General features: G+C 31.8%; 5 protein-coding genes. 2 read left to right on the forward strand and 3 right to left on the reverse strand.

The genetic code is table 11. The annotated features are described in order from the left end of the window. Nucleotides 1-78 precede the first annotated feature (78 nt). The 3 genes from zwf to HMPREF3046_RS04020 all read right to left on the reverse strand — a co-directional run bounded on the left by zwf (nt 79) and on the right by HMPREF3046_RS04020 (nt 4,372). Nucleotides 79-1,539, reverse strand: coding sequence for a glucose-6-phosphate dehydrogenase (gene zwf / locus HMPREF3046_RS04010; RefSeq protein WP_070716633.1), 1,461 nt, complete (start codon nt 1,537-1,539; stop codon nt 79-81). A 63-nt stretch (nt 1,540-1,602) separates the two neighbouring features. Next, entirely contained in the window at nt 1,603-3,009 is a 1,407-nt protein-coding gene (gene gndA / locus HMPREF3046_RS04015) for an NADP-dependent phosphogluconate dehydrogenase (protein ID WP_002449612.1), read from the reverse strand. A 31-nt stretch (nt 3,010-3,040) separates the two neighbouring features. Further along, nucleotides 3,041-4,372 (reverse strand): glucose-6-phosphate isomerase, encoded by a 1,332-nt coding sequence (locus HMPREF3046_RS04020; protein WP_002449611.1) that lies wholly within the window; start codon nt 4,370-4,372, stop codon nt 3,041-3,043. A gap of 200 nt (nt 4,373-4,572) precedes the next feature. On the opposite strand from HMPREF3046_RS04020, the gene hxlA reads away from it, so the two are divergent. Beyond that, the gene (gene hxlA, locus HMPREF3046_RS04025) at nt 4,573-5,205 is read left to right on the forward strand and encodes a 3-hexulose-6-phosphate synthase (protein ID WP_002449613.1); all 633 of its coding nucleotides are present in this window, start codon (nt 4,573-4,575) and stop codon (nt 5,203-5,205) included. A 2-nt stretch (nt 5,206-5,207) separates the two neighbouring features. Continuing rightward, nucleotides 5,208-5,756: a 6-phospho-3-hexuloisomerase gene (gene hxlB / locus HMPREF3046_RS04030; RefSeq protein ID WP_001826328.1), complete on the forward strand. Its 549-nt coding sequence runs from the start codon at nt 5,208-5,210 to the stop codon at nt 5,754-5,756. Nucleotides 5,757-5,801: the final 45 nt, after the last annotated feature.

The following is a 5,801-nucleotide window of genomic DNA, read 5'->3' on the forward strand; positions in this document are numbered from 1 at the left end:
CTATATTTTTCTAACTTTGCAACAGAACCAGAATATTCATTTAACTCCTCCTATATAGTGTTTTGCAATATTTACGTTTTATAGATTATTCCACCATTCAAAGTTATCTTGTTTAAGTAATTGATCGCTTTCTTTAGGTCCAAAACTTCCTGGTTTATACTGTGGTATTGTTACGTTAGATTTTTTCCATTCAGTACTTATATAATCTATAAATTCCCATGATTGTTTAAGTTCTTCCCAATGTACAAAATTAGTTTGATTTCCTATTAAAGCATCACATATAAGTGATTCATAAGCATCCACTACTTGGTTTTTATCTATTGAGTTATAAATTTTCATATTATGACTTCTATTATTTCTATTTGATTTATTTTCATAAATATATAGTGATATTTTGGCATTAGGTTCTATATTTATTACCAGTAAATTACAATCAGTATCCTCATTATTATTTTCATATCTTAATGTATTATTGTTTTTTTTGAATTCTATAACAATCTCTGTTGCTTTTTTACCTAAGCGTTTCCCCGTACGAATATAAAATGGAGTCCCTTCCCATCTTCTATTATTGATAAGTACTTTTCCTGCTACAAATGTTTCTGTTGTTGAATCACTATCAACACCTTTTTCTTCATGATATGACATTATCGGAGTTTCATTAATAATACCATTAATATATTGTCCTCTAACAAAATATTTGTGTACATCAGCCCCTTTCAAAAATTTTATATTGTTTAAAAGTTCGATTTTTTTTAGTCTAATATCTTTACTATTTCTGCTTTCGGGTTTCTCCATAGCAATAAGAGTAAGTATTTGTAGTGCATGATTTTGCACCATATCTTTAAGCGCTCCTGTAGAATCATAGTATTGGCCTCTATCTTCAATGCCTAAAGTTTCCGATAGAGTTATTTGAACATTTGATATATACTTGTTGTTCCACAATGGTTCAAATATTGTATTACCAAAACGTAAAGATTCAATATTTTGCACCATCTCTTTACCTAGATAATGATCTATTCTAAATATTTCTTCTTCTTTAAAATACTGTCTTATGTGTTTATTTAAGTCTTCGGCAGATTTCAAATCTTTTCCAAATGGTTTTTCTATTATTAATCTTGAAAATCCATTTGTATCAGAAAGACCTGATTGGCTTATGCTTTGAGTTATAATTTTAAAAAATTGAGGATTCATTGCTAAGTAAAATAATCTATTGCCATCCAAACAATATTTTTTATCAATATCATTGGAAAGTTCCTTTAATTTATTCCAACTTGTTTTATCTTCAACATTTTGTTGAAAGTAAAATATGTTATCTAAAAATAAGTTCACCATTTCAAAATTTTCTTGGCTTAATAAAATTTGTTTTACTTTACTTCTATATTCTTCATCACTTATATCCTCTAAACCCGTAGAAATGATAACTAATTTCTTAAAGTGACCCTTTTTATAAAGATTAAAAATAGAAGGTAGCAATTTCCTGTAACTTAAATCTCCTGTTCCGCCAAATATTGTTATTAATGATGATAAATTTTTATCCAAAGCAGTTCCCCCCTTTTACTTGATTAGCTAGTTTCTGGTTTTCATTCCGTAACAGTAATTATATTACTCTTCATCCCATTGTGTGTGGAACACACCTTCACGGTCTTTACGTTCATAAGTATGTGCACCAAAATAGTCACGTTGTGCTTGGATAAGATTAGCTGACAAATCTTCAGAACGATAACTATCATAGTAGTTCACACTTGCAGAGAATCCTGGTGTCGGTACACCGTTTTTAACGCCTGTTGCTACGACGTCTCTTAATGCATCTTGGTAATCTGTAACAATATTTTTGAAGTATGGATCTAATAATAAGTTTTCAAGTTCTGGATTATTATCGTAAGCATCTTTAATTTTTTGTAAGAATTGTGCACGAATGATACAACCTTCACGCCAAATCATTGCCAGTTCACCTAATTTTAAGTTCCATTCGTGATCTTCGCTCGATTTTCTCATTTGCGCAAAGCCTTGAGCGTAAGAACAAATCTTACTCATATATAATGCTTTTCTGATTTTTTCTAAGAATTCTTCTTTATTACCATCAAATGAAGCTTGTGGTCCATTTAATGATTTAGACGCATTAACACGTTCTTCTTTAATGGATGAAATGAAACGAGCAAATACCGATTCAGTGATAATTGTTAATGGAATTCCTAATTCTAATGCATTAATAGAAGTCCATTTACCTGTACCTTTTTGACCAGCAGTATCTAATATTTTTTCTACTAATGGTTCATTATTTTCATCTAATTTAGTGAAAATATCACCAGTAATTTCTATTAAGTAACTTTCGAGTTCTCCAGCATTCCAATCTTTGAATGTTTGAGAAATTTCAGTATGACTCATACCTAATAAGTCTTTCATCATTGTATAACTTTCAGCGATTAATTGCATATCTGCATATTCAATACCGTTATGAACCATTTTCACATAATGACCTGCACCATTTGGGCCAATGTATGTTACGCAAGATGCACCATCTTGCGCTTTAGCTGCAATGGCATCTAAGATATCACTGACTTTATTATAAGCGGCTTCTTGACCACCAGGCATTAATGAAGGACCAGTTAAAGCGCCTACTTCACCACCTGATACGCCCATACCAATGAAATTAACGCCACTTTCAGCTAATGTTTTATTTCGACGAATTGTATCTTGATAGTTTGTATTACCACCATCAATTAAAATATCTTCATCGTCTAATAATGGAAGTAAGGCATTTATCATGTTATCCGTAGGACTACCAGCCTTAATCATCAACAAAATTTTACGGGGTTTTTCTAATGAATCTACAAATTCTTTCAAGTTATACGCAGGATATATCTTTTGATAATGAGACTTTTGAATAGTATCATTAATTTCATTATTATCTCTACTATGAATACTCACAGAATATTTCTTATCCTCGATGTTCCACGCAAGATTTTTCCCCATAACACCTAAACCTAAAATTCCAATATTACTAGACATTGTATCCTCTCATTTCTTTATAGTTTATAACCTACAATCTTGCTTCAAGATCTTTTTTCATATCTTCAAATCCTGGTTTACCAAGTAAAGCAAACATATTTTGTTTATACGCTTCTACACCAGGTTGATTGAATGGATTTACGCCTAATTGATAACCACTCATAGCACATGCAAGTTCGAAGAAGTACACGACATAGCCAAATGTTTCTTCATCTAATTGTGGAATATTAACAACGATATTAGGTACGCCACCATCTGTATGTGCTAATAATGTACCTTCAAATGCTTTTGTATTAACTTCATCAATTGTTTTACCAGCAAGATAATTTAATCCATCTAAATCGTCACTATCTTCTTCAATAGTAAGATCATGTTTTGGATGATTCACTTTTACAACTGTTTCAAATAAGAAACGACGACCTTCTTGAACGTATTGTCCTAATGAATGTAAATCAGTAGTGTAGTTAGCACTTGAAGGATAAATACCTTTAAAGTCTTTACCTTCTGATTCACCAAATAATTGTTTCCACCATTCGTTGAAATATTGCATTGACGGTTCATAGTTGATAAGCATTTCAGTTGTATAACCTTTGCTATATAGAAGGTTACGGATTGTTGCATATTGATAAGCAATATTTTCTTCTAATTTGTCAGAAGATAATTCTTTACGTGCTTTTGCTGCACCAATCATCATCGCTTCAATATTAATACCTGCAGCTGCGATTGGTAATAAACCTACAGCAGTTAACACTGAATAACGGCCACCTACATCATCAGGGACTACAAATGTTTCATAACCTTCATTTGTAGCTAATTGTTTTAATGCACCTTTTTGTTTATCTGTTGTAGCAAAGATACGTTTTTTAGCTTCTTCTTTGCCATATTTATTCTCAACTAATTGTTTGAATAAACGGAATGCAACTGCTGGTTCTGTAGTTGTACCAGATTTAGAAATGACGTTTACAGAGAAATCTTTGTCAGCTAAATAATCTACTAATTCTTTTGTATAATTTGATGATAAATGATTACCTACAAAAACAATTTCAGGATAGTCATTATTTGTTCTAAATGAAGATGTTAGCATTTCAATAGCAGCACGTGCACCAAGGTATGAGCCACCAATACCAATAACAACTAACACGTCAGAATTTACTTTAATACGTTTAGAAGCTTCTACAATTCTTGAAAACTCTTCTTTATCGTAATCAATTGGAAGGTCTACCCAACCCAAGAAATTATTTCCTGCACCAGTTCCTTCATGTATCGTTTTGTGTAATGTCTTCACGATATCTTTTTGTTGTTCTAATTCATGTTCTCCAAAAAATTCTAAAGTCTTACCATAATCTAATTGAATATGAGTCATCTAAAAAGCCTCCAAATTTGTAATTATTAGTCTTATATTTACAATTCCAACTGTACACTACAGTGTAATATTATTCATACTGAAAAAATAGTCACCCCCTTTAGATAAGCTGACATTCCCTATATGCCAATTTTGTCAGTATTGATTTATTGATAATTATGTCAAAATAAAGGTATAAATTAATGAAAGGATGAATTATAGTGGAATTACAATTAGCTATTGATTTATTAAATAAAGAAGAAGCAGCAGAATTAGCGAAAAAAGTAGAAGAATATGTCGATATTGTTGAAATTGGTACACCAATTGTGATTAATGAAGGTTTACCTGCCGTTCAACATTTAAATGAAAATATAAGCAATGCTAAAGTATTAGCAGACTTAAAAATCATGGATGCAGCAGACTATGAAGTAAGCCAAGCTGTTAAATTCGGCGCTGATGTTGTAACAATTTTAGGTGTAGCAGAAGATGCGTCAATTAAAGCAGCAGTTGAAGAAGCACATAAAAATGACAAACAATTATTAGTAGATATGATTGCTGTACAAGATTTAGAAAAACGTGCGAAAGAATTAGATGAAATGGGTGCTGACTATATTGCAGTGCACACTGGTTATGATTTACAAGCTGAAGGACAATCTCCATTAGATAGCTTACGTAAAGTTAAATCAGTAATTAAAAATTCTAAAGTCGCAGTTGCTGGTGGTATTAAACCAGATACAATTAAAGAAATTGTTGCAGAAGAACCTGACTTAGTAATTGTTGGTGGCGGTATCGCAAATGCTGATGACCCTGTAGAAGCAGCTAAACAATGTCGTGACGCTATTGAAGGTAAATAATGATGACAACTTTTAATCATTATCAATTAATTTTAGATGAGTTAAAGGGCACTTTATCTCATGTTAAAGATGAAGAATTTGATGGGTTTGTATCAGAAGTAACTGAAGCATCACGCATATTTATTGCAGGTAAGGGGCGTTCTGGATTCGTTGCAAACAGTTTTGCAATGAGACTCAATCAATTAGGAAAGCAAGCATTTGTCATTGGCGAATCAACAACACCATCAATTCAAAAAGATGATTTATTTATTGTAATTTCTGGTTCAGGCTCAACAGAACATCTTCGCTTATTAGCAGAAAAAGCGAAATCAGTTGATGCAAAAGTGGTATTACTAACAACTAAACTAGATTCTGCAATTGGTGAAATTGCAGACACAGTAGTTGAATTACCAGCAGGTACAAAACACGATGCTACTGGGTCTGATCAACCGTTAGGTAGTTTGTTTGAACAATCATCACAAATCTTTTTAGATAGTGTAGTCATTGGACTAATGACACAATTAGATGTTGAGGAAACAACTATGCAAAATAATCATGCCAATTTAGAATAGATATAAATAAGCAGTTAATGCGGAAGATTATATAATCTTCCGCAT

The organism is Staphylococcus sp. HMSC070D05 (assembly GCF_001815595.1).
GTDB classification, from domain to species: domain Bacteria; phylum Bacillota; class Bacilli; order Staphylococcales; family Staphylococcaceae; genus Staphylococcus; species Staphylococcus hominis.

What these genes read in the sequence shown, in the direction of transcription:
- gndA (WP_002449612.1), bottom strand. Translation starts at nt 3,009, where the DNA reads ATGTCTAGTAATATTGGAATTTTAGGTTTAGGTGTTATGGGGAAAAAT.
- HMPREF3046_RS04020 (WP_002449611.1), bottom strand. Translation starts at nt 4,372, where the DNA reads ATGACTCATATTCAATTAGATTATGGTAAGACTTTAGAATTTTTTGGA.
- hxlB (WP_001826328.1), top strand. Translation starts at nt 5,208, where the DNA reads ATGACAACTTTTAATCATTATCAATTAATTTTAGATGAGTTAAAGGGC.